Origin of the sequence: Haloarchaeobius amylolyticus (assembly GCF_042678045.1) — an archaeon.
Classification (GTDB): domain Archaea; phylum Halobacteriota; class Halobacteria; order Halobacteriales; family Natrialbaceae; genus Natrinema; species Natrinema amylolyticus_A.
The window spans coordinates 1-22,756 of record NZ_JBHUDI010000004.1 but is presented as its reverse complement, the minus strand read 5'-3'; the positions used below and the strand labels follow the sequence as shown (position 1 = coordinate 22,756).

Sequence of the window (22,756 nt, the reverse complement as noted above, 5' to 3'; positions counted from 1 at the left end):
ATCTGCCTTCCCCATTAAAACAATTTTGATTGATCTAATACAAGCAGGTTTTCTCTCCGGCAGCCGTCCGATTGCCGTTGATCCGTGGGTTTTCGGCCGGATAGCCGATCGATGGGACCGGGAACAACCGCCCCAAGAACGGCGGTCGGTCACAGGCCCGTTCTGGTCCCTGCCAAGCTGTGAGAGAGCCAACGACTGGTGGAGCCGACACTCGGTAGCCGCTGTGGACACCAAATCGACCACCAATCGAAACGGCAATCATATACCGGCTAGGTTGGGATCATCATACGAGTTCACACGTCTTCATACAAATACAATGACTTTTCGGCAGGTTGCGTGCCCGTATGTTCGACTCTTAACAACCCTTTTGTGGGGTTCGGAGAGTGTTGTATGTGAATACACATCATGGGTGTTATTGACCGGCTAAAAGCGATCGGACCAGGAGCGCTCGTCGCGGCAGCGTTCGTCGGTCCGGGAACGGTAACGACTGCAAGCGTGATCGGCGCAGAATACGCCTATCTGCTCGTGTGGACGATCGCGTTCTCGATTCTGGCGACGATCGTCCTCCAGGAGATGAGCGCGCGACTGGGACTGATCACGCAAGAAGGGCTGGGGGAGGCGTTCCGAAACGAGTTCGACAATCCGATTCCGCGGACGATCTCGGTCGTGCTCGTCGTGAGTGCGATCGGGATCGGGACGGCGGCGTTCCAGACGGGCAACATCGTCGGCGGCGCGGCCGGTCTGTCGACGATTACCGGTGTCAGCGAAAACGTCTGGGGTCCGATCATCGGCCTCGTCGCCGCCGGACTGCTGTGGACGGGGAACTACAAGCTGATCGAACGGGTGTTCATCGGCCTCGTCGGGATCATGGGCGCGGCGTTCCTGCTCAACGCCGTCATGGTCCGACCGGACATCGGTGCGCTTGCGGGCGGCCTCGTCCCGACGGTTCCCGACGGTTCGGCGTATCTCATCGCCGGCCTCGTCGGAACTACCGTCGTCGGCTACAACCTGTTCCTGCACGCGAGCACCGTCCAGGAACGGTGGAGCGGCGCGGACGATCTCGCCGAGTGTCGGGCCGACACGATCGGGATGATCATCGTCGGCGGCCTCATCACGACGGCGATCGTCGTCACGGCCGCCGCGGTGTTCCCGAAGGGCACGTCGATCAGTGACGTCGGCGCGATGGCCGACCAGTTAGAGCCCGTCTTCGGCGGCTACGCGCTCACGTTCTTCTCGATCGGCCTGTTCGCTGCTGGATTTACCAGCGCGATGAGCGCGCCGCTTGCCGGCGCCTACGCCACCGCCGGCGCGCTCGGCTGGGAACGTGACCTGACGTCGACGCGGTTCCGGGCGATCTGGATGACCATCCTCGGTATCGGCATCGTCTTTTCGGCACTCGATTACAACCCCATCCAGGTGATCGTCTTCGCACAGGTTGCTAACGGGCTCCTGTTGCCTATCCTGGCCGTCTTCCTCATCTACGCGATGAACAACAGCGAACTGCTTGGCGAGCACACGAACACCACCCTCCAGAACGTCCTCGGCGGGATCGTGACGCTCGTCGTCGTTGGTATCGGCCTCCGAACGCTCTACGACGTTCTTCTCGTCTAACGATCTGCATGACTGACTCAACGAACTACGACACGAACTCGGACGCAACGACGCACGACGACTCGAGCGACGACGAGACCCGCATCGGCGTCGACGTTGGCGGCACGTTCACCGACGTGGCGTTGTCCGTCGACGACCGCCTCGTCACCGCGAAAGTGCCATCGACCGAGCCCCAGCACGTCGGCGTCCTCGAAGGCATCGAAAAGGCATGTGACGAAGCCGGCATTGAACCCGGCGAGATCGACGGCTTCGCCCACGCGATGACCGTCTCGGTCAACGCCCTCCTCGAGCGCGGCGGCGCACGGACGGCGCTGGTGACCACCGAGGGGTTCCGGGACGTCCTCGAGATCGGCCGGCAGGACCGGCCGGATCTGTACGACCTCGAGGCCGAAAAGCCCGACCCACTGGTGCCTCGAAAGCGGCGGTTCGAAGTCGACGAACGGACGACCAAAGACGGCGTCGAGCGACCGGTCGACGAAACGGAAGTTCGCGACCTTGCAGCGACGCTGCGCGAGCGCGACGTCGAGGCGGTCGCGGTCTCCCTACTACACGCATACGCCGACCCCGAAAACGAACGGGTCGTCGCCGAGACGCTCCGCGAGGAACTGGACGTGCCAGTGTCGGCGTCCCACGAGGTGCTCGCGGAGTTCCGCGAGTTCGAGCGCACATCGACGACCGCGGTCGACGCCTACGTCCGGCCGGCGATCGATACCTACGTCGGCCAGCTGGTCGACGAGGCCAGCGACGCCGGCATCCCCGCACCGCGGATCATGCAGGCCAACGGCGGGATCGCCGACCCCGAAACCGTGCGCGAACATGCCGTCACGACGACGCTGTCAGGCCCCGCCGCCGGCGTCGTCGGTGCCGCAGCGACCGTCGATGACGACGACGTCGAGGGGCTCGTGACCTTCGACATGGGTGGCACTTCGAGCGACGTGAGTCTCGTCCGGGACGGACAGGCCGAACGGACTACCGACGCCGAGATCGATGGGCTGCCGATCCGGACGCCGATGGTCGACGTCAACACCGTCGGCGCGGGCGGCGGCTCGATCGCCTGGGTCGACGCCGGTGGCGCGCTCCGGGTCGGTCCGGAGTCCTCGGGTGCACAGCCCGGGCCCGCCTGCTACGGCCGCGGTGGGACGCGACCGACCGTCACGGACGCCAACGTCGTGCTTGGCTACATCGGTCCCGAAACCGCACTCGGCGGCGAGATGACCCTCGACATCGAGGCGGCCCGCGACGCGCTCGGCCGACTGGCCGACGAAGCGGGACTTGCGGGGCCGCTCGAGGCGGCACAGGGCGTCTACCGCGTGGCGAACGCGACGATGACGCGGACGATCCGCTCGGTGACCGTCGAGCGGGGCCACGACCCCCGCGAGTTCGCGCTCGTGGCCTTCGGCGGCGCGGGCCCGATGCACGCCGCGGCGCTCGCAGATTCGCTGTCGGTTGATCAGGTCGTCGTTCCGCGACCGGGCGGGGTCCTCTCGGCGTTTGGCCTGCTTGCGGCCGACGAGAGCTACGACGCCGTTCGAACGGTCGGTGTCGACCTCGACGGCGCAGACCGGGCGACGCTCGAGGGCGTCTACGACGAACTCGTCGCGGACGTGCTCGCGGACGCGTCCGACCGGGACGCGGCACAGGTCGAACGGGCCGCCGACTGCCGGTACGCGGGTCAGAGCTTCGAGTTGACCGTGCCCGTCGACGAGGCGTTCGACGCGGCGGCGGTCGCAGACCGTTTCCACGAGGCCCACGAGCGGACCTACGGCTACGCAATGGACGAATCGATCGAGGTCGTCAATCTCCGCACGACGGCGACGGTGCCGGGCTCGGAGCCGGCCATCAGCCACGCGGGAACGGGCGACGCCGTCGTCGGCTCCCGGGAGGCCCATTTCCCTGAGGCCGGGGCACGGGAGACAACGGTCTACGACTGGGATCGACTCGAAACGGGCGCGTCGGTCGCGGGACCGGCAGTGCTCGAGCAAGCAGAGAGTACGACGGTCGTCCCGCCGGCCTGGACCGGCGAGATCCTCGCTGATGGGACGCTCGTCATGACGCGAACGGAGGCGGAAGCACAATGACAGGGGATTCGACACCCGACACAGCGGACAGTATCGACCCAGTGACCCTCGAGGTCCTGCGCAACCAGTTAGAGAGCGTCGCCGAGGAGATGGGACAGACCCTGATCCGCGGGGCGTACTCGCCGAACATCAAGGAGCGGCGGGACTGTTCGACGGCGCTATTCGATGCCGACGGGCGGATGATCGCCCAAGCCGAACACATCCCGGTCCACCTCGGCGCGATGCCCGCCGCGGTCGCGGCCGTCCGCGAGCACGACCCCGAGCCCGGCGACGTCTTCGTGCTCAACGACCCCTTTACCGGTGGAACGCACCTGCCGGACGTGACGATGGTCTCGCCGATCGCCCCCGACAGCGACATCGTCGGCTACGCAGTCTCGCGGGCCCACCACGCCGACGTCGGCGGGATGACCCCCGGAAGCATGCCCGCGGGCGCACAAGAGATTTATCAAGAAGGGCTCCGACTGCCACCGACCCGGCTCGTCGAAGGCGGCGAACCCCGGGAAGACGTGCGCTCGCTCGTGCTCGCGAACGTTCGCAACGCCCGCGAGCGCCGGGCCGACCTCCGAGCACAGCAAGCGGCGAACGAACGCGCCGAGGAACGACTCGCCGCGCTGTTCGCGGAACACGGCCGCGAAACCGTCCTCACCGGCTTCGATGCCGTGATCGACTACTCGCGCGAGCGGATCACCGACGAGATCGCGGCGCTGCCCGACGGCACCTACGAGGCCACCGATGTCCTCGAGGGCGACGGCGTCATCGATGAGGACATCGAGATCAGCGTCGCCGTGACGGTCGACGGCGAGACGATCGACGTCGATTTCTCGGGCACCGCAGACCAACTCGCAGGGAACTTAAACGCCCCGCTGGCGGTCGCGACGAGCGCCGTCTACTTCGTCGTGCGCTCGATCACCGATCCCGAGATCCCGCCGAATCACGGCTGCTACGAGCCCGTGAGCGTCCACGCACCCGAGGGATCGCTCCTGAATCCGGAGTCTCCGGCCGCCGTGGTCGGCGGCAACGTCGAGACCAGCCAGCGCGTCACCGACGTCGTCTTCACCGCGCTCGCGCAGGCGGCACCTGACCGCGTGCCCGCACAGGGCCAGGGGACGATGAACAACCTCACCATCGGAGCCCGGGACGGCTCCTTTACCTACTACGAGACGATCGCCGGCGGCTTCGGTGCCCGGGCCGAGCGCGACGGCATGGACGGCGTCCAGGTCGGGATGACCAACACGCTCAACACGCCGATCGAATCGCTCGAGACCGAGTACCCGCTGCGGGTCGAGCGCTACGCGCTCCGCGAGGGCAGCGGCGGCCGTGGCCGCCATCGCGGGGGACTGGGACTCGAGCGCTCGGTCACCGTCGAGAAAGAGGCGACGGTCTCGCTACTGACCGAACGCCGCCGCCACGCGCCGAAGGGCGTCGCCGGCGGCGAAAACGGCGCGACCGGCGAGAACCTGATCGACGGCGAGCCAGCCCCGGCGAAGACCACCGTCGACGTCGACGCCGGCACGACGGTCACGGTCAAGACACCCGGTGGCGGCGGCCACGGCGAACCGGCGGCGGACGACGGTAGCGAGGGACGCGATGACTGACGAGGGACGCGGCCAACTGGGCCTGGTCGTCCCCTCGTCGAACACGACGGCCGAGCCGGAGTTCCGGGCACACCTCCCGGATTCGGTCACCGTCCACGGCGCGCGGATGGCCCTCGAGTCGGTCACCGTCGACGAACTCGACGCGATGAGCGACGACGCGGCCCGCGCCGCCGAACTGCTCGGTCACGCCGACGTGGACGCGGTCGCCTACGCCTGTACTACCGGCAGCTTACTCCACGGCCCGGGGTTCGACGCCGAACTCGAGGAGCGACTGGCCGACGCAGCTGGCGTCCCCGCAGTGGCGACGGCCCGCTCGGTCGTCCGCGCGCTCGAGACGCTCGACGCCGAGCGGATCGCCGTCGTGACGCCCTATACCAGTGACCTCGATGAAAAAGAGCGGGACTTCCTCGAGGCAGCGGGGTTCGAGGTCGCGTCGATCGACGGCCGGGGACTCGCAGCGAACACGGCTATCGGCGAGTTGACCCCCGACGACGCCTCTCGGCAGGTGCTCGCGGCCGTCGGCGACGCCGAAGATCTCGACGCCGTCTTCGTCTCCTGTACGAACTACCGCTCGCTGGCTGCGGTCGAGGACCTCGAGTCGAAACTGGGGGTTCCGGTGATCACGAGCAACGGCGCGACGCTGTGGGATATCGGTCGCGTCGGTGGATTCGAACGGGATCTCGACGGACCGGGAACGCTGTTCGAGTGCGATAGCCAGTGACTGCTCGATCGATTCATCACTGATACTGTCGGACAGAGGGCAATACGAAGTCGGTCGCGAATTCGCGGCCGTCTCCACTGGCGACGGCCGCAGTAGCGCGATCGATCGTCACGTCGTTCTGTCTGACAGTACGAAAAACGGTCAGAAAACGACCGTTCGCTCTCGTACTCGAAGAAGACACCGGACGATCTCATCGAGCCGGTCGTCCATGCTACTTCCTATTTGTGTGGCACACTATACCGATATTTTTGACGGTGTAATTTACTTGAGCAGCAATTCTACACCACTATTATTCAGGATTCAGAAATCCTACCGGAGCCCTTATATGATCGGTGTTCGATTTCCCGGTATGAGCCACGGCGAAGGTGACGAGGAACTTGCAAAGGACCTCGGCCTCATCTCCGCGATGACGATCGGTATCGGGACGATGATCGGTGCCGGGATTTTCGTCTTACCCGGCGTCGCCGCCAACGCAGCAGGGCCGATCGTCGTCGTGTCGTTCGTCGTCGGTGGACTGATTGCGATGGTAAACGCGCTGTCCGTCTCCGAACTCGGGACTGCGATGCCGAAAGCCGGTGGTGGATATTACTATATCAATAAGTCACTCGGGCCGATGTTCGGCTCGATCGCGGGTATGGGTGATTGGATGGGGCTTGCCTTCGCCTCCGCGTTCTACTGTATCGGATTCGGCCAGTATCTCGCCGTTTTCGTTCCATTACCGGAGGTTGCGTTTCTCAGCCCGATCCAGCTCGGGGCGCTCCTTGCTGGCGGTGTTTTCGTTGGCGTCAACTATATCGGTGCCAAGGAGACCGGTAGCATCCAGACGATCATCGTGTTCATGTTGCTTGCGATTCTCACGGCATTCTCACTCGCGGGCTTTTCTTCGTTCGATTACGCGACACTGGCTAACGAGGGCGGCCTTGCACCGTTCGGGGCAGGTGCGGTCCTACCGGCGACTGCACTGGTGTTCGTGTCGTTTCTCGGCTACGCGAAGATCGCAACTGTCGCCGAGGAGTTGAAAAACCCCGGCCGGAACCTCCCTATCGCCATCATCGGAAGCGTTGGAATCGTAACTGTCATCTACGCTATCCTTGTGACGACCATGCTCGGTGTTATTTCGTGGCCCGACCTCAGTCAGAGTGCACCGGTCGCACAGGCTGCCGAGGTCGCCTTTCCTGCTTCTGTCGGACCCATCAGGGGGATCGCTGCTGTGGCAGCGTCTCTGATGACCGTTGGCGCACTGCTGGCGACGGCGTCGTCGGCGAACGCATCCATCCTCGCCTCAGCACGTATCAACTTCGCGATGGGCCGTGACAAGATCGTCACGAACTGGCTCAACGAGATTCATCCGAACTTTGCGACGCCCTATCGGTCGATCATCGTCACTGGTGGACTCATCATCGCGTTTATTATGTTTTTAGGGAAAGACATCGAGGTACTTGCAAAGGCAGCGAGCGTCCTCCACCTCATCGTCTACGCGCTGATGAACGTCGGGCTCATCGTGTTTCGAGAGGCGGACGTCCCGGAGTACGATCCCGATTTCCGGGTTCCGTTCTATCCCATCACGCCGATCCTCGGCGCGGTATTATCGCTCGGACTCGTCGCGTTTATGGACAGTCTGGAGATCGCACTGTCTGCAGGGTTCGTCGTCGTTGCTGTTCTCTGGTACTTCCTCTACGCCCGCGACAAAACGTCACAACAAGGTGTGCTCTCGCACTACATTCGGAGCCGTGAGGAAGAGCTGCCGGATCGGGTTGTCGAGGCCGCCGACGCAGTTGCGCCGAATGGGTCGGACGGGCCGACGATCATGGTCGCACTGGCCAACCCGCGAACTGAGAGCGCGCTTATCACACTTGCCAGTGCGATTGCCGAACACGAAGGCGGGCGTGTGCTTGCAACACACATCGTCACCGTTCCAGACCAGACAACGCTTACCGCTGCTGCCGAGAGCGGCGAAATTACCGCCACCTCGGAGACGCTTCTCGAAGCCGCCAAACAAGACGCGGCAGCGTTCGATGTGCCGATCGAGACGAAGACGATCCTGTCCCATCGAGGGCTCGAGGAAGTGTACGATGCAGCGCAATCGAACGATGCCGACAAAGTCGTAATGGGCTACGGCGGCACGCAGTTTGCGGGCGGGCGTGCCGAAAGCACCCTTGACGAACTGACCCACGACTTGCCGTGTGATTTCCTCGTCCTGGACGCAACGGAGTTCGATCCGACCGATATCGTCGTCCCCACTGCCGGCGGAGCGTCGTCGGATCTCTCCGCAGAGGTCGCCCTCGCACTGCAGGAAACGTTCAATGCCGAGGTGTCGTTGTTACACATCGTCGATGAGGGAGAACAAGCGGAAGGGCGTGAATTCCTGCGTGACTGGGCCGACAGCCATCAGTTGTCAGATGCCGACTTACACATCGAAACGGGTGATACCGAAACCGTGATCGAACGCGTCAGTGCCGATCACGATCTCGTCATACTCGGCGCAACGGAGCGTGGACTCCTGTCGCGTATCATCCGGGGCTCACTCGTGTTCGATGTTATCGAGGAACTCGACACACCGGTTCTGCTGACCGAACGGCCATCGTCGCGTTCGCTCCGCGATCGGCTGTTTGGCCGCCGTTGATACTGCCAGACAAAACGGTTCATACCTCGATCGCACCCAAGACGCTGTCGAGTATTCACTGACTTTTGTCCGGAGTATGAGAAACGCCACGTGACCTCTCGATTACTGGTCTCGGTCTGTATCCGTCTGTGGCAGTGCAATGACCGGTCGGGTGGCCCGAGTGACGAGCTTGAGTGAACGGTCACCCGACAGAAACTGCATGAGTCGGTTGCCACCGCGGGAACGGTACGCGATAGCGCTCGCATCTACTTCATCAGCAGCCTCGAAAATAGCGTCGACGACGTTCCGAGAGTAGGCAGTGTGGTCGTTCGCATCTGGAAAGACTCTGCGGACAGCGGCGTACGATTCTGCAGCAAGGTCTTCGGACTGCTCGACGGGTGTCTTATCTGGGACGCCGTCCCCCTTTTCGACGACGTGGAGCGCTGTCACCGTGTCTGGATCGTACGGTTCGAGCGCCAGCGCTGTCTTCTCGGCATCGGTCTCGTTTGCGACCGGAACGAGAACGTGTGCGAGAAGGTCGCCCTGCGGGGAATTATGTGTACTACCCATGTCAGGAGAGAGGGAAACACGCATCATAACAGTTCGGTCGCCAGATCGGCCACTGTGCAATGGAACCGTCGGACGGAAGGGTTATCGAGATCGGGGCCGACTCCCGTTCCCGCTGGAGTCGATCACGTCGGTCGGACTCGAGTCGGGAATCGGTGACTCCATTCTCCGGTGACGGTGCGCTTTTGACGGCGCTGCCCTACGCTTCGGTATGAAGCTCAACGGCGTGGCGGACCTCCCCGAGATCAGCCCCGGCGACGACATCGCCGCGCTCGTCGCGGAGCGGGCTGCCCTCGAGCCCGGCGACGTCCTCACCGTCGCGAGCACGATCGTCTCGAAGGCCGAGGGCCGGACGGCCGACCTCGCGGACTACCCCGTCAGCGGCCGCGCCCAGGAGATCGCCGACCGCATCGAAGCGGTGGCCGGTGAGGAGAAAGATCCGCGGTTCGCACAGGCGGTCTTAGAGGAGAGCACGGAGTTGCTGATCGACTGTCCGTTCCTGCTGGCCGAAACCCGCTTCGGGCACATCGCGCCGAACGCGGGGATCGATCGCTCGAACGTGCCAGACCACGACCTGTTGTTGCTGCCGAAGCGGCCGAGCGAGAGCGCCGAACGGATCCGCGCGGGCCTCGCACAGCAGGGTATCGAGGGCATCGCGGTGATCGTCACGGACACCTGCGGCCGCCCGTTCCGCCATGGTCAGCGTGGCGTCGCGATCGGCTGGGCCGGTATGCCCGCAAGCCGCGACTGGCGCGGCGAACGCGACCGCGACGGCCACGAACTCGGCGTCACCGTCCAGTCCGTGGTCGACGAACTCGCGGCCGCCGCGAACCTCATCACTGGCGAGGGAGCCGGCGGGACGCCCGCCGTGGTCATCCGCGACTGGGACTTTGGCGATCACGCGGGGAGCGACGAACTGTTTCGCGCCGTCGAGGACGATTTTATTCGACAGGCACTGCGAGAATGGAGGTTCGACGACTAATGACAGACACCACTGACTCGAGCGACGACGTACCGACCGCGAACGACGACCCGACGTGGGCCATCGAACTCACGCCCGAACACCCGCCGGATCGGATCGCCGACCTCGCGGCGCTGGCCGAGGACGAGGGGTTCGACATCGCGTTCGCGAGCAGTCACTACTTCAATCGCGACCCGTTCGTGGTGTGCTCGCGGATGGCCGACGCCACCGAGGAGATTCGACTCGGACCGGGTGTCGTCAATCCCTACGAGACCCACCCCGTGAAACTCGCAGCCCAGGTGGCGACGATCGACGAGATCAGCGACGGCCGCGCGGTCTTCGGCGTCGGAGCCGGCGACCGCTCCTCACTGTCGAATCTGGGGATCGATCGCGACCGGCCGCTCCGGCGCGTCCTCGAGACGTTCGATCTCGCGCGTGACCTCTGGGCCGGCGAGACGATCACCCACGACGGAACCTTCAGCGCGACCGACGCCTCGTTGAATCTCGAGCCCCCATCGGGACGGATTCCGACGTACGTGGGCGCACAGGGGCCACACATGCTCCGGATGAGCGCCAAACACGCCGACGGCGCGCTGGTCAACGCCTCCCATCCCAAGGACCTCGAGTGGGCCGCGGGCCAGCTCGAGCAGGGACTCGCCGAGCGGCCCGACGACTACGGCGAGTTCGAGGCGCTTGCGTTCGCGAGCGTCAGCGTCGCCGGCAGCGAGGACGCGGCACGCGAGGCGGCCCGTCCACCGGTCGCGTTCATCGTCGGCGGGGCCGCGGAGCCGGTCCTCGAGCGCCACGACATCGACCGCGAGGCCGCCACGGCGGTCAGCGAGGCACTCGAGCGAGGGGAGTTAACCGAGGCGTTCGGCCACGTGACCCCGGCGATGATCGACGCCTTCTGTATCGCAGGCACGACGGAAACGGTTGCGGACCGGTTCGCGGCGGCGCTCAAGCACGTCGACGGGATCGTCGTGGGCTCGCCGCTGGGGCCGGATCTGGAGGACGCGGTCGAACGCGCGAGCGAGGCACTCGCTCGTGCAACCCAGTGATACGGACTCCTGTCAGTCATTTCTAGCGCACCCGCGACCTCTCCTGTGGGTGCGCCGGGACATCGTTACAGCAGACCGTATGAGCTGACGCGCCGTAGAAAACGAACCGCCGGAATCGCTGTTAGTTCGCAGTGAAGAGGTCGCCGACAGCGCCGAGGGTAAGCAGTCCGAAGACGCCCATCGAGAACGCGACGAGGAGTCCGCCGATGAGGACGAGCAGAGGCGCAAGTCCGGCGCCCATCGCGACGTCGCTGAAGAGGCTGATCATTTCGGTGATGTTGTCCACGATAATGTTCATCGGAGTGATGGTGTCCATATTCGGGGGTTGTTATCGATGGTACTTGGCGGTGCCGGTCCCGCGCTGGCGGAGCGATTATACCGGCCGCGGCCCTACACCGGCGCGTGACCGACGACGCGACGCTCTCGGATTTCGCAGCCGCTGACGATGAGCCGCCGACGGACGCGAGTACCGACGCGGACGGATCGACAGAAGGAGCCAGCCTGTCGACGTACGCCTGGGGCGAGTACACGTGCGCCCAGTGTGGGAAGGCGACCGACCGTGTCTGGCGTGCTGACGGCGAACTCGTCTGTCCCAACTGCAAAGCGTGGTAAGCGACGGCTGAGACCGGTAATAGCGCCCATCTCGAGGCGACCTTGCGAGTGTGCTCCCGAAGTTTTATGTCTTCGTCGGGGCTTTGTTCACTTGCAATGGCGAAAGGTACGGTCGCATTCTTCAACGACACTGGCGGCTACGGATTCATCGAGACCGACGACGCGGACGAGGACGTGTTCTTCCACATGGAGGACATCGGCGGTCCTGACCTCGAGGAGGGGCAGGAACTGGAGTTCGATATCGAGGAGGCCGAGAAGGGGCCACGCGCGACGAACGTCGAGCGGCTCTAGGCAGGTCCGATAGGAGTATCGTTTTCTGATCGCTACACGCATAGCAGCAGCGCTCGAGTCGGCAGGTTCGGAAGACGCTGCTGCTCGAGCGACAGCTATCGGCGGCCGCGTATTCTGCGATAGCTATCATTCACGCGGCACAAAACATATGTTCCGAAGCGATGGATGGCGTAGTAATGGACGGGTCCCTGCCGACAGCATTAGAATATGACTGATACGAATCCGACAGGAGAGACGAGTGCCGAGCCGACGGCAGACGGCGAGTCGCTTCAGATTGCGACGGTCGAACGGCTCTGTGCAGACATCGAAGCGAACGTCTCGCGCGTGATCGTCGGCCACGAGGCCGTCGTCGAACACGTCATCACCGCCCTGCTGGGCCGTGGCCACGTCCTGCTCGATGACGTCCCTGGCGTCGGCAAGACCATGCTCGCACGGTCGATCGCCCGGTCTGTCGACTGTTCGTTCAGCCGCATTCAGTTTACGCCCGATCTCCTCCCGGCCGACGTCACCGGCGTCAACGTCTTCAACCAGCAGACCCGCGAGTTCGAGTTTCAGCCCGGCCCCGTCTTCGGCAACATCGTGCTCGGCGACGAGATCAACCGCGCGCCACCGAAGACTCAGGCCGCGTTGCTCGAGGCGATGGAGGAACAGCAGGTCACCACCGACGGCCAGACACGCGCGCTGCCGACGCCGTTTACCGTGATCGCGACCCAGAACGCCGTCGAGCCGAATCGCACCTACGACCTTCCCTTCGCCGAGATCGATCGCTTCATGAAGAAACTCCACCTGGGCTACCCCGATCCCGACGAGGAGGTCGACCTGCTCGGCCGGACCGTCGGCAACCACCCCATCGAGTCGCTCGAGTCCGTGACCGACCGCGAGACGCTCGTCGCCGCCCGCGAGACCGTCTCGACGGTGCAGGTCGCACAGCCGATTCGGGAGTACGTGACACGACTCGCCGCGTACACCCGCGAGCACGCACACATCGGCGTCAGCCCCCGCGGGTCGATCTCGCTGTTGCGCGCAGCGCAGGCACGTGCCGCCGCGAACGGCCGAGCGTACGTGATCCCCGACGACGTCCAGGCCGAAGCACCCGTCGTCATGCGCCACCGGATCAAGACGGCCGATCGCGACCAGGATGGAGCGGCGATCGTCGACGACGCCCTCGAGACCATCCCCGTCGAATGAGACTTACACGCCGTGGCTGGACCGTCGTCGCCGTCGTCGCCGGCGCCGTCGCGCTGAGCTGGCGATCCGGTCCGCGGGCGCTGAACGCGGTCGTCGTCCCGCTGGTCGTCGTCCTGGTCGCCGGCCTCGTGACGATCGCTCGCACGGACCGTCCACGGCTCACCCGCCAGCCCGTCGCCGACGGGTTCGTCGGCGAGCAGCGACAGATCGCGGTCACGATCGAAACTGAGAGTCCGATCGACGCGACCGTCCGCGACACCGTGGGCAACGGCCTCTCGACACCCACGCCACCGGTTGTCGAGACCACCCTCGAGGGTGACCAGACGATCACCTACGACGTCGAACTCGCCGATCGGGGCCGCCACCGGGTCGGCCCGCTTTCGATCGTCGTGAGCGACATCATCGGCCTCGTCGAGCGCCGCTTCGAGTACGCAGATCAGACGCCCGTGCTCGTCTATCCGCAGGTCCACGAGCTCGGGCGGGGTGCCGTCGACGACCTCCAGGCGCTGGCCGGTATCGCCGATCGCCCCGAGCACGAGGCGTTCGATCACCTCCGGGAGTACCGCCGTGGAGACCCACTGCGTGACGTTCACTGGAAGACCGCGGCCAAACGCCCCGACGACGAGCTGCTCGTCAGAGAGTACGACGATGGTAGGGGTGCCGGTGCCGTCACCGTCGCCGCCGACTGTGTCGCCGGCCGCGGCGACGAGCTCGCGTCGGCCGCTGCCACCGTCGTAACCGCCCTCCTCGAGCAGGGCGTGCGGGTCGGGCTCGTCGTTCCTGGCGGGACCCAGCCACCGGGAGCGGGCCAGGATCACCACCGGGAACTACTCGGCCTGCTCGCCGTCGTCGATGCCGGCGACCTCGACGAGGGGACGCGACGGACCGCCGACGTGCTGATTCGAACCGACGCGGACGGAACGACGATTGCCGTCGACGGTCGAGAACTCCGCTTCGATACCCTCACGACCGGCGACGGGATGGAGGTGACCACATGAGCACGGACGCATCCGGACGGACCGACGAGCGAATGCGCTCGATCGAGACGGACGGGACTGCCGGCCCCCGATTTGGGGCAGCCCGCTCGATCGCACTAGCCTGTGTGGTGGTCCTGACGGCGTCGTACGTGAGCGTTCTCTACGGGATCACACAGATCGTCGGCGGTAGTCGGGCACTGTTCGCGGTCGTCGTGGTGATGCTCGTCGCGGCGACGGCGCTTGCACGACTGATTCGGCCGCCGACTGCGGCGGCCCTCGCGCTGGCAGCGGCCGGGATCGGGTTCGCCTATTACTTCGCGTCGGCCGGCGTGGACCCGAGCATCGTCGTGACGGCAGCCGGCACGATCGTCTCGGATACCGTCGCGCTCGTGACCGGCCTTCCCCTCCTCCGAATGGTACAGGCTGGCGTCTGGACGCTGGGATTCGTCCCCGCCCCCGTCTTCCTCTCGTGGTATCTCGCCATGCGTGGCCGGTACGGACTCGCCGTCGTTCCCGGCGGGGCCGCGCTCGGCTTTCTCGTGTTGACCGGCGATGCAGGCACGCACGTCACCGTGGTCGGCACCCTCGCCGCCATCGGTGCCGTCGCTGCCGGCGAACTCGAGCGCCGCGGCGGTTCACTCCGGCAGGTGGACCTGCTCGCGGCGCTGTTCGCGCTCGCCGTCGTCCTCTCGCTTTCAGTCACGGTCGTCCCCGGTCAGCCGGCGGCGCCGACCCACCTCTCCCAGGGCGAGCCCGGCACGCTCGAGGCGACGCTCGATACCGCGCCCCAGCGGTCGGGGATCGCCGGGGAGGTCGAACTCTCGCCGGCAGTTCGGTTTACCGTCGAGTCGGACCAGCGATCGTACTGGCGGACCGGCGTCTACGATCGGTTCACCGGCGACGAGTGGGTCCGAACCGGTCGGAGCAGCCGGTACGACGGCGACCTCGCGTCACCGCCGAGCGACGTCGAGACGGTCGAACAAACCATCACCCCCGAGACGGAGCTGGGCGTCATGCCCGTCGCGCCACAGCCGATCGCCCTCGAGGGCGACGTGACGCGACGGACGACCGTTTCGGGACACGGCCAGCCACGCCCTGACACGCCACTGTCGGCAGGCGAGAGCTACACCGTCGTGAGTGGGGTCGTCGATCCCGATCCGGCAGCGCTCCGGGCTGCAGGAACGGACTACCCCGACGCGGTGACCGATCGCTACCTGCAGACGCCAGAAAGCACCTCGAGCGAGTTCCGAACGCGAACCGCCGAGATCACGGCCGACGCCGAGACCCCGTATGACACCGCGGTCTCGATCGAGCGCCACCTTGACTCCTCGAAGGAGTACTCGCTGTCGGTCACTAAACCCGACGGCAACGTCGCTGAGGAATTCACGACGGAGATGGAGGCGGGCTACTGCGTCTACTTCGCGACGGCGATGACGCAAATGCTCCGCACCGAGGGGGTTCCGGCCCGCTACGTCACCGGCTACACGAGCGGCCAGCAAGTCGACGACGATACGTACGTCGTCCGCGGGCTCGACGCCCACGCCTGGGTCGAGGTCTACTTTCCAGAGCACGGCTGGGTCCGGTTCGATCCGACGCCGGGCGACGGCCGCGAGGACGTCCACACCGACCGGCTCGAGCAGGCCCGCGAAACCGGCGACGAAGACGTAGACACCGGGGACAGCGCCGACGTGATGGACCCCGACGAGCCATCCGACCCCACCAGTGACGAATCCATCACGCAACCCGAGCCCAACGAAACGACCGATCCGGACGAACCGAACGAATCGTCACCGACGAATCAGCGCAACGAGACGAACGAGACACCGTCTGACCCACCGTCTGACCCCGCCACCGGTACGACCGACACCGACTCGGCGAATGAAAGCCCGCTCGTCCCGATCACGCGGGAAACCGCCGCGCTCGGGCTCGTGGCCCTCGTCGGCCTCGCGACGGGCGCTCGCCGAACCGACGCAGCGACGCGACTTCGGCGCGAACTCGGACTCTACTGGCACGGCCGCCGGCGCGATCCCAATCGGGACGCCGAACGCGCGTTCGCCCGCCTCGAGCGCTTGCTCGCCCGCCAGTATCGGCCCCGTCGCAGGTCGGAGTCGGCTCGTGCGTACCTGCAGGCACTGTCGGCGACCGACACGGACGACGCACCGTCGATCGACCCGCGAATCGAGCGCGTCGTCGACTACTACGAACGAGCGACCTACGGAACCGGCGTCAGTCGGGCGCAAGCCGATGAAGCGATCGCGATCGTCGACGACCTCACACGGGATCGAATCCCAGTGATCAATCGACTACGATGAGACGAGTACCCGATCGTATTCCGTGTGGGAGACGGTATCGAGAACGCCCATGGGCGTCCAGTCGACGGGAACGGTCCCACTCACTGAAAAAGAACCACGCGAGAGCATGCGGGTCCCGATAGTGTTTAATATGCCCGTTTCATACCAACGAACGTAATGTCGGAAGTCTGCTCGACGTGCGGGCTGCCCGAGGAACTCTGCGTCTGCGAGGACGTGGCCAAGGGCCAACAGCAACTCAACATCCGCATTGACGAGCGCAGATACGGGAAAGAGGTAACGATAGTCGAAGGATTCGATCCGAAGGACGTCGATCTGGACAGTCTCTCGTCGGATCTCAAATCGAAGTTCGCCTGTGGCGGCACCGTCGAGGACGACCAGATCGAGCTCCAGGGGAACCACACCGGCCGCATCGAGGAGTTCCTTCGGGACCGCGGCTTCAACGTCGCCTAATGCCCGCGATGCTCTGAGACGACTTCCGAACCCACGACCGCGTCGCAGCCCTACTACGTTCTTTTATACCGCTCTCGAGTAGTCGCCACGCTGTCGGTCGACGGGCCTGCTGCCCGTCCGCCTCGATCAGAACGGGGACTCGCGCGTGGCCGATTCCGCATTCTCCGCGTCCTCACGGACGAGGCCGAACTTCATGCCGTACTTCTCGAGGCCACCTTCCATGCTCTCGACGCGGGCGTCGGCAGTGCCCTCGTAAGAGCCGATGAGCTGTGCGGCCTGGACACTCGCCTTGCCGTGTGGACAGACCGTGACGATGTGGTCGGCGTCCTCGAGTTCGTCGACCCGACTCGTGAGTTCGTGAAACGGGATATTCTCACTGCCGGGAATGTGGCTGTGCTCGAAGGCTCGCTCGTCGCGAATGTCGACGATACGAACGTCGGCATCGTCCTCGAGAAGGTCATTGACCTCGCCGGTGGAGATTTCGCCGTCCATTAGCGACGTATTGGACCGCGGACCGAATAAGGACACGGGTCCCGACACCCGGTGCGAATCGATCGAGCGCGACAGCCGACGGCACTACAGGAGCCCGTCCTCTTTGGCCAGCAACAACGCCGACAGCGTCGAATCGTTTGCCGGCTGTTCCCGAGCACGCTCGAGGGCCTCGCTCACCGGCACCGTCGTCACCTCGAGGAACTCGTTGTTGTCGAGTTCCCGCTCGCCCGGCTCGAGCCCCTCGGCGTAGACGACGCCGCGGTCGTGGCGCAAGACACCGGTCGCGACCGCGTACTCCTGGAGGAGCGCGGTACTCGTGGGTCGAAAGCCAGTCTCCTCCTCGAGTTCACGGGTCGCCGCTTGCGTGTAGGACTCGTCGTCCTCGACGATTCCCGCCGGCAACTCGAGATGCGTCTCGCGGATCGTCGGCCGGTACTGTTCGACGAACAGGAGTCGGTCGTCATCGCCATCCGCGGTGTCAGTACCTGTCTCCGCGAGCACGCCGGCATCGATCCGCGCGACCACGACCACTGCCGGTGGGAGATCCGCCCAGTAGTAGCGCTTCTCGGTGCCATCCGGCTGCTCGAGGCGGTCGTAGCCGCCGTCGTACCAGCCCGTTTCGTACTCCGTTCGCTCCTCGAGTAGCTCCCAGTCGTCCGGTACGGTCATCGGCGAACGATACGGGCGCGAGCGGATAAGAGGTGGTGATCGTGCCGGCGGCGACCCGGCCACGCTGTTAGACGCGGTCCCGATACAGCCGCCCGAACGCCTGCCGACGAAGCGTTGCAACAGCTGCCGCTTCCTCGTCCTGGAACGTCGCTGCGACGGCCTCGTCGTCGGGGCCGACGTGCCAGACGACGCGGTCGACGGCCTCGTGGCCCACCGTCGTCACCGCACCGTCGTAGTCCGCGCGCCAGTCGTCGAACTCCTCGCGGCTGCCGACGTGTACCTCGAGTAAGCTCGCAAAAAGCGCGTCACGGGCGGTTTCGACGACGTCGCCGGTGACACGCTCGTCGTACTCCTCGCGGTCGAACGCCATCGCCTTCGCGACCTCGCGGACGACCGTCTGGGCTGCAGGACCGACGGATTCGTACTGCGCCCGCGCGTCTTCGGCCGACTCGAAGGCAAACGTCCCTTCGGTATGCATATCCGGCCAGTCGAGCGACTGGCAGTTACGCGTTTTCGTTCTCGTCGGCGTCGTGCTCGGAGTCGGTCTGCATCTCACGCGTCAGTTCGGCGGCTTCCTGCAGGACACGCTCGGTCTCGGCAGTCATCGATCCGCGTCCGGGTTGGCGACTCTGGCGTGCGATGCCCGCCTCGAGCGAGTCGGGGCGACCGGGCTCGTGGCCGTGACCGTGATCGTGGCCGCCCGCATCGAACTCGGGCGTGTCGATTTCCTGGGCGTGTGGACGAACGCGCTCGCCGAGTTCGTCTGGCGTGCAGTCGCTCCAGTCTGGCGCGTATTCCTCGAGCCACGCGCGATGGTCGTCGCGGCCGAGCGACGCGGTGATCGCAAGGTGGTTCGCGAGGTGTACTGCGTCTGCCTCCTCGGTGTCACAGACCGGACAGGCGTATCCCATACCCGAGCGTACGGCTCCGGACGGTAAAACGTCCCGCAACTTGCTATCCCATTTTCCGGATCATCACGATCGCGTCCTCGCCGTCAGCATAATAGCTGGGAACTCGCCGCAACGGCTCGAAGCCGAACTTCCGATACAGTCGTTTCGCCCCGTCGTTCGACCGCCGCACCTCGAGTTTGACCGTGTCGGCACCGTGGGCCGCGAGCACGCCGAGCGACCGGGAGAGCAACGTGGAGGCGACGCCCGCTCGACGGTGATCAGGATGGACGGCGACGTCTTTGACGTGGCCGAGCGCGCGGCCGATCTGCTGTGTGACGTCGGCGACGACGTAGCCAGCGATCTCGCCATCGACTTCGGCGACGAGAAACCCGGGTTCGCCGAGGAACCGCTCGAAGGCATCGTACGGCCAGGCCTGTGCGAAGGAGGCGTTCTCGATGCGAACCACTGCAAGGAGATCCGCACGCTCTGCGGGCCTGATCAACACCGCCTCGCCATCCTCAGGTGCGGAAGTCGTCACACGTATCGATAACGGGGCGACCGATAAAAGCCGTACGCGTCGCGGCAGCGGCGTCTATCCCGTGAGCCGGCCAGCACGGATCCGGCTGTGGGACCCGCTACTCGTCGGCGAGTTCTTCGTCATCGACCTCGTCGATGTCAGTCGTTGGCTCCTCGTCTTCGGTGCCGGCGTACTGGGTCTGGTCGTCCTCGGAGTCATACAGACTTCTCTCAGTCAGTGTCGGCGCACCCGCGACCCGTCATGCGGGTGCGCCGAGAACCAGTGATAGCAGCCCGTCTCAGTGTCGTCAGTCACGGGAATCACTCGGCGGGGATCGCGTCCATCTCGAACGTCTCAGTGAGTTCTTTCAGTTCGTCCAGTGCGTCTTGCTCTTCCCGGAGGTTCTCCTCGAGCAGATCGACCGCCTCGTCCATGCCGAGCTGGTCCGCGAGCGGGATCTGGTTCCCGTAGGCGGCGATCTCGTAGTGTTCGGTCTTCTCGGCGGCCGCCATATTGTGGTAGTCCATCACCTCCCGGGACGGATCCATCGACGTGAACTCCTCGTATTCCTCGATCAACCCCTCGATACCTTCGCACTCCTCTTTCTCTGGTGGCTCACCGACCATCTCGAAGACCTCCTCGAGCCGGTCGATGTGACCCTGGGTCTCCTCACGGTGCTCCGAGAACGCCTGCGCGATCTCGTCGTGGTCGGTATTCTCCTCGAGGTCCGCAAGCGCGTCGAGGAGTTGGTGTTCCGCGTGGTAGATGTCTTCGAGGCCATGCTCGAACAACTCCTGAATCGTCTCCATGCTCATGTGTGACCGGTCGAGCGTTCGCCGGCCGCGCGCCGGCTCGAGGCGCCAGCAAACAGAGGCCAATCGAGTACCATTTAGACCGAATGCAGTCGTAATTATCACAGAAGACGCCTCTCAGCACCACAGATCATGATACTAAAAGACACGATTTGCTGCGACGAGCGCCCCATCTAGCGGTCGTATTTGCCGCACCTCTGCCGATGGCAACCGCCCCCTGATTCGAGGAGGGGTACGGGAAATCAGGGGTTCCAGCGCACGAGCGCCGGCATTCGCCATCGTTCCCGCCGGCACTGTCGTCTCCGACAGCCAGGACACACCGAGACGGCCGAAAAGGCAGAACGCGATCGGCTCGAACCGATCGACGCCCAGCGCTATGGTGGTCGGAACCGTCTGCTCATCGCGGACTGCCGGTCGACCGACACCGCTGTTGCGAGTGGCCACGGGCTGTCGAGTCGACACGACAACAGTCAGCCCCCGCTCGAGGGTGCTCGCGGCAACTCCGCTTTTCAGGGCCTCGAGCCGTTCGCGCTCCGTTCGTTTCGAACGTGCCGGTCGTCGGAGATAGCGGCATAATCGACCCATAAGACAGAGCACGGGTATCTCTTGCAGCCGAGACGAGGCTTATGCCAGCAGGATTCGAAAGGCCGTCGATGACTGACGCAGCCGAATGCAACCCAGAGCCGGTCGAGCAAGAACCGACGGACCGCGACGACGCACACCTCGCCGACATCGAAGAAGGGGCTGGCTGTACGGAAATCTGGGAGCACCTCGCCGAGAAGCGCGAAGAGTAACTCCCCTCTCGTCCAGACAATGAGCTTTTTGATGCGAACCACCTATTTAGGCTCATGACCGACAATCGACCCGGTGACGGCTCACGCCGCCACGGCGAGAACGGTCGATCGATCCCGACGGACCGTGAATCGCCCGTCGGTGCACCAGTGATCCGGGGCGACGAATCGGTCACCGGAACCCGCGCCCGCGAGGCCGTTCAGTTCGATCCCGACGATCCCGACAGTCTCGCCGACGCCGCCGAAACCGTTCGCCAGTTCGCCGCTGGCAAGACCACCGACGACCACCTCTATATGCTCCGCGGTGCAGCCGCCTGTGCCGCCCTCGTCCGTGGCGAAGGCTCGTACAAAGCCGCTGCCGAACGCGCCGGTGACGAGACGACTGTCTCGTTCATTCGGAAGTGGGCCCGCGTCCACGATCTCCCCCGATCGGTCCGCAAACAGGTCGCGCTCGGTCAAATCGCACCGACCGCTGCCAAACACATCGCCCGCGTCGGTGGCGAAGCACGACTGTTGCTCGCGTGGGCCACCCTCGACGGCGATCTTACCGTCCGTGATGTTCGCAGTATCGCCAGTAAAGTCAACGATGGCGTGTCGATCGAGCAGGCACTCGCCGAACACGACGTCGTCCTCGGCGAACTCGAGCTCACGCTCTCGCCACCGACCTACCGCGATCTCCGGCGGCGTGCCTCTCTTGATGGCGTCGAACCAGGCCAGCTCGTCACGGACGCACTCGAGGACTACTTCGACTAACCGGCCTGCGCGCCGATCAAGAAAGAAACGTTTAACCGGTCCTCCCCAAAAGAAAGAACCACAGGGCCGGTAGCTCAGTCTGGCAGAGCGTCTGGCTTTTAACCAGACGGTCGCGTGTTCAAATCGCGCCCGGCCCGCTTTTGAGACGAACACTTTTGTGAGGAGCAACGCGACCACCGTGAGTTGAATGCAGAGAGAGCGCCATCTCGCGAACGGTGTGTCGAGGAACCGATCACTAGTGCGTTCAAATCGCGCCCGGCTCGCTTTCCTATCGCGACCACACACGTACACACTCGGTAACCAAACCACTCACAACCTGTACACGAGCAGCCCCATCTCAACGTCAGGCCGTTGTGCAGACTCTCGAGTCGACTGTCGCGCCGCTGTGCTCGAGCGCGGACGAATGCATCGCACGGAAGACCATATCAACTGATTCGATCGGTTCGGAGAACTTGTCAGTGCTGTCGTACACGGAAGAGAAGAATTTCCAAGATCTAATCGTCTTGGACTTCTGGATAACGTGTGAGAGCCAAGGGCCGGATTTGAACCGGCGGTGGGCGGCTCTGCAGGCCGCTGCGTTCGGCCGGACTCTGCCACCTTGGCGCATCTTATCGTTGTTACTGCGTTCGTTTAAGCGTAGCGGTACGGAACAGCCCGTGTCTGAAATTGTGCCGTGAATATACGCAGAAAACCCCACACAGCCAGTGCTAGAGCGGTGGCTGTGGAGGGTTGAAGTATGAGTGGGGGCGGCGAAACGAGTTTCCCAGAGGGTCGCCCACTCCAGTACTCACCGTAACGCAGGCGGGCTT

Annotated in this window: 23 protein-coding genes and 2 tRNA genes; 16 read left to right on the top strand and 9 right to left on the bottom strand. The window is 64.7% G+C overall.

From position 1 onward, the window contains the following. Positions 1 to 405: 405 nt before the first annotated feature. The 5 genes from ACFR99_RS06275 (at position 406) to ACFR99_RS06255 (ending at position 8,628) form a co-directional block, all read left to right on the top strand. Entirely contained in the window at positions 406 to 1,611 is a 1,206-nt protein-coding gene (locus tag ACFR99_RS06275; protein WP_390285452.1) for an Nramp family divalent metal transporter, read from the top strand. An 8-nt stretch (positions 1,612 to 1,619) separates the two neighbouring features. Next, positions 1,620 to 3,689, top strand: coding sequence for a hydantoinase/oxoprolinase family protein (locus ACFR99_RS06270; protein WP_390285450.1), 2,070 nt, complete (start codon positions 1,620 to 1,622; stop codon positions 3,687 to 3,689). Continuing rightward, entirely contained in the window at positions 3,686 to 5,284 is a 1,599-nt protein-coding gene (locus tag ACFR99_RS06265; RefSeq protein ID WP_390285448.1) for a hydantoinase B/oxoprolinase family protein, read from the top strand. Before ACFR99_RS06270 ends, ACFR99_RS06265 begins: the two co-directional genes overlap by 4 nt. After that, entirely contained in the window at positions 5,277 to 6,005 is a 729-nt protein-coding gene (locus ACFR99_RS06260; protein WP_390285446.1) for a maleate cis-trans isomerase family protein, read from the top strand. The genes ACFR99_RS06265 and ACFR99_RS06260 overlap by 8 nt, the downstream gene beginning before the upstream one ends. Positions 6,006 to 6,354: 349 nt before the next feature. Further along, a complete protein-coding gene (locus ACFR99_RS06255) occupies positions 6,355 to 8,628 on the top strand; it encodes an amino acid permease (protein WP_390285444.1) in 2,274 nt (757 codons plus the stop codon). 102 nt (positions 8,629 to 8,730) lie between these two features. On the opposite strand, the gene ACFR99_RS06250 is transcribed toward ACFR99_RS06255, so the two are convergent. Beyond that, on the bottom strand, positions 8,731 to 9,177 hold the full coding sequence (locus ACFR99_RS06250; RefSeq protein ID WP_390285442.1) for a universal stress protein: 447 nt from the start codon (positions 9,175 to 9,177) through the stop codon (positions 8,731 to 8,733). Between the two features lie 208 nt (positions 9,178 to 9,385). Between ACFR99_RS06250 and ACFR99_RS06245 the strand changes: the two genes are divergently transcribed. Together ACFR99_RS06245 and ACFR99_RS06240 are read left to right on the top strand one after the other, a co-directional pair. Next, positions 9,386 to 10,156 carry a coenzyme F420-0:L-glutamate ligase gene (locus tag ACFR99_RS06245; RefSeq protein ID WP_390285440.1) on the top strand — a complete coding sequence of 257 codons (771 nt, stop codon included), beginning with the start codon at positions 9,386 to 9,388 and terminating at the stop codon, positions 10,154 to 10,156. After that, positions 10,156 to 11,193: a 5,10-methylenetetrahydromethanopterin reductase gene (locus ACFR99_RS06240; RefSeq protein ID WP_390285438.1), complete on the top strand. Its 1,038-nt coding sequence runs from the start codon at positions 10,156 to 10,158 to the stop codon at positions 11,191 to 11,193. The genes ACFR99_RS06245 and ACFR99_RS06240 overlap by 1 nt, the downstream gene beginning before the upstream one ends. Positions 11,194 to 11,314: 121 nt before the next feature. Here ACFR99_RS06240 and ACFR99_RS06235 read toward each other — a convergent pair whose 3' ends face one another. Then, the gene (locus ACFR99_RS06235) at positions 11,315 to 11,509 is read right to left on the bottom strand and encodes a hypothetical protein (RefSeq protein WP_390285436.1); all 195 of its coding nucleotides are present in this window, start codon (positions 11,507 to 11,509) and stop codon (positions 11,315 to 11,317) included. An 86-nt stretch (positions 11,510 to 11,595) separates the two neighbouring features. Between ACFR99_RS06235 and ACFR99_RS06230 the strand changes: the two genes are divergently transcribed. The 6 genes from ACFR99_RS06230 (at position 11,596) to yciH (ending at position 17,023) form a co-directional block, all read left to right on the top strand. Further along, positions 11,596 to 11,805, top strand: coding sequence for a DUF7573 domain-containing protein (locus ACFR99_RS06230; RefSeq protein ID WP_390285434.1), 210 nt, complete (start codon positions 11,596 to 11,598; stop codon positions 11,803 to 11,805). A 96-nt stretch (positions 11,806 to 11,901) separates the two neighbouring features. Further along, positions 11,902 to 12,096 (top strand): cold-shock protein, encoded by a 195-nt coding sequence (locus ACFR99_RS06225; protein WP_008010533.1) that lies wholly within the window; start codon positions 11,902 to 11,904, stop codon positions 12,094 to 12,096. A 207-nt stretch (positions 12,097 to 12,303) separates the two neighbouring features. Next, entirely contained in the window at positions 12,304 to 13,284 is a 981-nt protein-coding gene (locus ACFR99_RS06220; RefSeq protein WP_390285432.1) for an AAA family ATPase, read from the top strand. Then, a complete protein-coding gene (locus ACFR99_RS06215) occupies positions 13,281 to 14,282 on the top strand; it encodes a DUF58 domain-containing protein (RefSeq protein ID WP_390285430.1) in 1,002 nt (333 codons plus the stop codon). Before ACFR99_RS06220 ends, ACFR99_RS06215 begins: the two co-directional genes overlap by 4 nt. Beyond that, entirely contained in the window at positions 14,279 to 16,573 is a 2,295-nt protein-coding gene (locus tag ACFR99_RS06210) for a transglutaminaseTgpA domain-containing protein (RefSeq protein WP_390285428.1), read from the top strand. Before ACFR99_RS06215 ends, ACFR99_RS06210 begins: the two co-directional genes overlap by 4 nt. Positions 16,574 to 16,729: 156 nt before the next feature. Continuing rightward, complete coding sequence (gene yciH, locus ACFR99_RS06205; RefSeq protein ID WP_006180453.1) at positions 16,730 to 17,023, top strand: stress response translation initiation inhibitor YciH; 294 nt, start codon at positions 16,730 to 16,732, stop codon at positions 17,021 to 17,023. 126 nt (positions 17,024 to 17,149) lie between these two features. Here yciH and ACFR99_RS06200 read toward each other — a convergent pair whose 3' ends face one another. The 6 genes from ACFR99_RS06200 to ACFR99_RS06175 all read right to left on the bottom strand — a co-directional run bounded on the left by ACFR99_RS06200 (position 17,150) and on the right by ACFR99_RS06175 (position 20,406). After that, a complete protein-coding gene (locus tag ACFR99_RS06200; protein ID WP_390285425.1) occupies positions 17,150 to 17,515 on the bottom strand; it encodes a rhodanese-like domain-containing protein in 366 nt (121 codons plus the stop codon). An 84-nt stretch (positions 17,516 to 17,599) separates the two neighbouring features. Beyond that, positions 17,600 to 18,184 (bottom strand): NUDIX hydrolase, encoded by a 585-nt coding sequence (locus ACFR99_RS06195; RefSeq protein WP_390285423.1) that lies wholly within the window; start codon positions 18,182 to 18,184, stop codon positions 17,600 to 17,602. Positions 18,185 to 18,251: 67 nt separating this feature from the next. Further along, the gene (locus tag ACFR99_RS06190) at positions 18,252 to 18,662 is read right to left on the bottom strand and encodes a DUF5809 family protein (protein WP_390285421.1); all 411 of its coding nucleotides are present in this window, start codon (positions 18,660 to 18,662) and stop codon (positions 18,252 to 18,254) included. Between the two features lie 25 nt (positions 18,663 to 18,687). Continuing rightward, on the bottom strand, positions 18,688 to 19,095 hold the full coding sequence (locus ACFR99_RS06185) for a DUF5810 domain-containing protein (protein WP_390285419.1): 408 nt from the start codon (positions 19,093 to 19,095) through the stop codon (positions 18,688 to 18,690). A gap of 43 nt (positions 19,096 to 19,138) precedes the next feature. Further along, positions 19,139 to 19,612 carry a ribosomal protein S18-alanine N-acetyltransferase gene (gene rimI / locus ACFR99_RS06180; protein ID WP_390285417.1) on the bottom strand — a complete coding sequence of 158 codons (474 nt, stop codon included), beginning with the start codon at positions 19,610 to 19,612 and terminating at the stop codon, positions 19,139 to 19,141. 299 nt (positions 19,613 to 19,911) lie between these two features. Further along, the gene (locus ACFR99_RS06175; protein ID WP_390285415.1) at positions 19,912 to 20,406 is read right to left on the bottom strand and encodes a ferritin-like domain-containing protein; all 495 of its coding nucleotides are present in this window, start codon (positions 20,404 to 20,406) and stop codon (positions 19,912 to 19,914) included. Positions 20,407 to 21,056: 650 nt separating this feature from the next. Between ACFR99_RS06175 and ACFR99_RS06170 the strand changes: the two genes are divergently transcribed. From ACFR99_RS06170 to ACFR99_RS06160, 3 genes are all read left to right on the top strand, one after another. Further along, complete coding sequence (locus ACFR99_RS06170; protein WP_390285413.1) at positions 21,057 to 21,197, top strand: hypothetical protein; 141 nt, start codon at positions 21,057 to 21,059, stop codon at positions 21,195 to 21,197. 54 nt (positions 21,198 to 21,251) lie between these two features. Then, positions 21,252 to 21,947, top strand: a complete 696-nt coding sequence (locus ACFR99_RS06165) for a DUF7119 family protein (protein ID WP_390285411.1) — start codon at positions 21,252 to 21,254, stop codon at positions 21,945 to 21,947. Between the two features lie 63 nt (positions 21,948 to 22,010). Then, positions 22,011 to 22,084, top strand: a tRNA-Lys gene (locus ACFR99_RS06160). A 390-nt stretch (positions 22,085 to 22,474) separates the two neighbouring features. Here the strand turns inward: ACFR99_RS06160 and ACFR99_RS06155 are convergent. Then, positions 22,475 to 22,550: transfer RNA gene (locus ACFR99_RS06155), tRNA-Cys, on the bottom strand. Positions 22,551 to 22,756 lie beyond the last annotated feature (206 nt).

What these genes read in the sequence shown, in the direction of transcription:
- ACFR99_RS06170 (WP_390285413.1), top strand. Translation starts at nt 21,057, where the DNA reads ATGACTGACGCAGCCGAATGCAACCCAGAGCCGGTCGAGCAAGAACCG.
- ACFR99_RS06250 (WP_390285442.1), bottom strand. Translation starts at nt 9,177, where the DNA reads ATGGGTAGTACACATAATTCCCCGCAGGGCGACCTTCTCGCACACGTT.
- ACFR99_RS06275 (WP_390285452.1), top strand. Translation starts at nt 406, where the DNA reads ATGGGTGTTATTGACCGGCTAAAAGCGATCGGACCAGGAGCGCTCGTC.
- ACFR99_RS06265 (WP_390285448.1), top strand. Translation starts at nt 3,686, where the DNA reads ATGACAGGGGATTCGACACCCGACACAGCGGACAGTATCGACCCAGTG.
- ACFR99_RS06185 (WP_390285419.1), bottom strand. Translation starts at nt 19,095, where the DNA reads ATGGGATACGCCTGTCCGGTCTGTGACACCGAGGAGGCAGACGCAGTA.
- ACFR99_RS06270 (WP_390285450.1), top strand. Translation starts at nt 1,620, where the DNA reads ATGACTGACTCAACGAACTACGACACGAACTCGGACGCAACGACGCAC.
- ACFR99_RS06190 (WP_390285421.1), bottom strand. Translation starts at nt 18,662, where the DNA reads ATGCATACCGAAGGGACGTTTGCCTTCGAGTCGGCCGAAGACGCGCGG.
- ACFR99_RS06175 (WP_390285415.1), bottom strand. Translation starts at nt 20,406, where the DNA reads ATGAGCATGGAGACGATTCAGGAGTTGTTCGAGCATGGCCTCGAAGAC.
- ACFR99_RS06240 (WP_390285438.1), top strand. Translation starts at nt 10,156, where the DNA reads ATGACAGACACCACTGACTCGAGCGACGACGTACCGACCGCGAACGAC.
- yciH (WP_006180453.1), top strand. Translation starts at nt 16,730, where the DNA reads ATGTCGGAAGTCTGCTCGACGTGCGGGCTGCCCGAGGAACTCTGCGTC.
- ACFR99_RS06235 (WP_390285436.1), bottom strand. Translation starts at nt 11,509, where the DNA reads ATGGACACCATCACTCCGATGAACATTATCGTGGACAACATCACCGAA.
- ACFR99_RS06260 (WP_390285446.1), top strand. Translation starts at nt 5,277, where the DNA reads ATGACTGACGAGGGACGCGGCCAACTGGGCCTGGTCGTCCCCTCGTCG.
- ACFR99_RS06195 (WP_390285423.1), bottom strand. Translation starts at nt 18,184, where the DNA reads ATGACCGTACCGGACGACTGGGAGCTACTCGAGGAGCGAACGGAGTAC.
- ACFR99_RS06225 (WP_008010533.1), top strand. Translation starts at nt 11,902, where the DNA reads ATGGCGAAAGGTACGGTCGCATTCTTCAACGACACTGGCGGCTACGGA.
- ACFR99_RS06245 (WP_390285440.1), top strand. Translation starts at nt 9,386, where the DNA reads ATGAAGCTCAACGGCGTGGCGGACCTCCCCGAGATCAGCCCCGGCGAC.
- ACFR99_RS06200 (WP_390285425.1), bottom strand. Translation starts at nt 17,515, where the DNA reads ATGGACGGCGAAATCTCCACCGGCGAGGTCAATGACCTTCTCGAGGAC.
- ACFR99_RS06215 (WP_390285430.1), top strand. Translation starts at nt 13,281, where the DNA reads ATGAGACTTACACGCCGTGGCTGGACCGTCGTCGCCGTCGTCGCCGGC.
- ACFR99_RS06220 (WP_390285432.1), top strand. Translation starts at nt 12,304, where the DNA reads ATGACTGATACGAATCCGACAGGAGAGACGAGTGCCGAGCCGACGGCA.
- ACFR99_RS06210 (WP_390285428.1), top strand. Translation starts at nt 14,279, where the DNA reads ATGAGCACGGACGCATCCGGACGGACCGACGAGCGAATGCGCTCGATC.
- ACFR99_RS06255 (WP_390285444.1), top strand. Translation starts at nt 6,355, where the DNA reads ATGAGCCACGGCGAAGGTGACGAGGAACTTGCAAAGGACCTCGGCCTC.
- ACFR99_RS06165 (WP_390285411.1), top strand. Translation starts at nt 21,252, where the DNA reads ATGACCGACAATCGACCCGGTGACGGCTCACGCCGCCACGGCGAGAAC.